Origin of the sequence: Streptomyces sp. NPDC088812, from assembly GCF_044750285.1 — a bacterium.
Lineage (GTDB): Bacteria > Actinomycetota > Actinomycetes > Streptomycetales > Streptomycetaceae > Streptomyces.
Genome location: NZ_JBIVJP010000071.1, coordinates 1 through 1,547, shown reverse-complemented (window position 1 = coordinate 1,547; position 1,547 = coordinate 1). Strand labels below are relative to the sequence as shown.

The 1,547-nt window shown below is 55.9% G+C and carries 1 rRNA gene; it reads left to right on the top strand.

Going from position 1 to position 1,547, the window contains the following annotated elements:
• A 23S ribosomal RNA gene (locus tag ACIP67_RS43255) occupies positions 1–1,547 on the top strand; the annotation flags it as partial.

The window sequence follows — 1,547 nt, the reverse complement described above, 5'->3', positions numbered from 1 at the left end:
GCTTAGAAGCAGCCACCCTTGAAAGAGTGCGTAATAGCTCACTGGTCAAGTGATTCCGCGCCGACAATGTAGCGGGGCTCAAGTACACCGCCGAAACCGTGGCATTCAGTTTTGCTGGATGGGTAGGGGAGCGTCGTTCACGAGGTGAAGCCAGCGGGTAACTTCTGGTGGATTGTGGACGAGTGAGAATGCAGGCATGAGTAGCGAAAGACGGGTGAGAAACCCGTCCGCCGGATGACTAAGGGTTCCAGGGTCAAGCTAATCTGCCCTGGGTAAGTCGGGACCTAAGGCGAGGCCGACAGGCGTAGTCGATGGACAACGGGTTGATATTCCCGTACCAGTGAAGAACCGCCCATGCTGAGCCGGTGATACTAACCGCCCGAACCATCCCGAACCTCGTCTTTGACGGGGTCGGTGATGAGGAGCGCGAGACCTGAACCGGGGAGGCAAGCGCATTAACAGGTGTGACGCAGGAAGGTAGCCGGGCCGGGCAATGGAAATGACCTGGTCTAAGGGTGTAGGGCTGCCGGTAGGTAAATCCGCCGGCTGTATGCCTGAGACCTGATGGGCGCCCACATGGTGGGTGATCCGGTGATCCTATGCTGCCTAGAAAAGCATCGGCGCGAGGTTCAAACTGCCCGTACCCTAAACCGACACAGGTGGTCAGGTAGAGAATACTAAGGCGATCGAGAGAATCATGGTTAAGGAACTCGGCAAAATGCCCCCGTAACTTCGGGAGAAGGGGGGCCCCAACCTTGAGCACCACGTGCTGGTGTGAGGGGATCGGGGCCGCAGAGACCAGGGGGAAGCGACTGTTTATCAAAAACACAGGTCCATGCGAAGTCGTAAGACGATGTATATGGACTGACTCCTGCCCGGTGCTGGAAGGTTAAGGGGACCCGTTAGCTTCGGCGAAGCGGAGAACTTAAGCCCCAGTAAACGGCGGTGGTAACTATAACCATCCTAAGGTAGCGAAATTCCTTGTCGGGTAAGTTCCGACCTGCACGAATGGAGTAACGACTTCCCCGCTGTCTCAACCATGAACTCGGCGAAATTGCATTACGAGTAAAGATGCTCGTTACGCGCAGAAGGACGGAAAGACCCCGTGACCTTTACTATAGTTTGGTATTGGTATTCGGTGTGACTTGTGTAGGATAGGTGGGAGACTGTGAAGCGGACACGCCAGTGTTCGTGGAGTCGCCGTTGAAATACCACTCTGGTCACTCTGGATATCTAACTTCGGCCCGTGATCCGGGTCAGGGACAGTGCCTGATGGGTAGTTTAACTGGGGCGGTTGCCTCCTAAAATGTAACGGAGGCGCCCAAAGGTTCCCTCAGCCTGGTTGGCAATCAGGTGTCGAGTGCAAGTGCACAAGGGAGCTTGACTGTGAGAGTGGCAGCTCGAGCAGGGACGAAAGTCGGGACTAGTGATCCGGCGGCTCGTTGTGGAACGGCCGTCGCTCAACGGATAAAAGGTACCTCGGGGATAACAGGCTGATCTTGCCCAAGAGTCCATATCGACGGCATGGTTTGGCACCTCGATGTCGG